The organism is Pseudoalteromonas sp. HM-SA03, from assembly GCF_002289345.1.
Classification (GTDB): Bacteria; Pseudomonadota; Gammaproteobacteria; order Enterobacterales; family Alteromonadaceae; genus Pseudoalteromonas.
Window position 1 is genome coordinate 1 of the sequence record NZ_NSDG01000128.1, and the last position, 211, is coordinate 211.

General features: G+C 43.1%; 1 protein-coding gene. It reads left to right on the forward strand.

What is annotated here, in order from left to right:
• Positions 1–2: 2 nt before the first annotated feature.
• On the forward strand, positions 3–211 hold a 209-nt coding region (locus CKO50_RS23040), incomplete at its 3' end, for a transposase (protein ID WP_141240177.1).

The window sequence follows — 211 nt, forward strand, 5'->3', positions numbered from 1 at the left end:
CAATGGCAAGAAAACGTCGAACATTTAGTAAAGAATTCAAACTTGAAGCAGCTTGTTTAGTTTTAGATAAAAGCTACTCCCTCCAAGATGCATGTCACTCTTTGGATATTGGTGAAACCGCCTTAAGGCGCTGGGTACAACAGCTTGAGCGTGAACGAAACGGTGAAACGCCTACGTCTAAAGCGTTGACCCCTGAACAGCAAAAGATTCA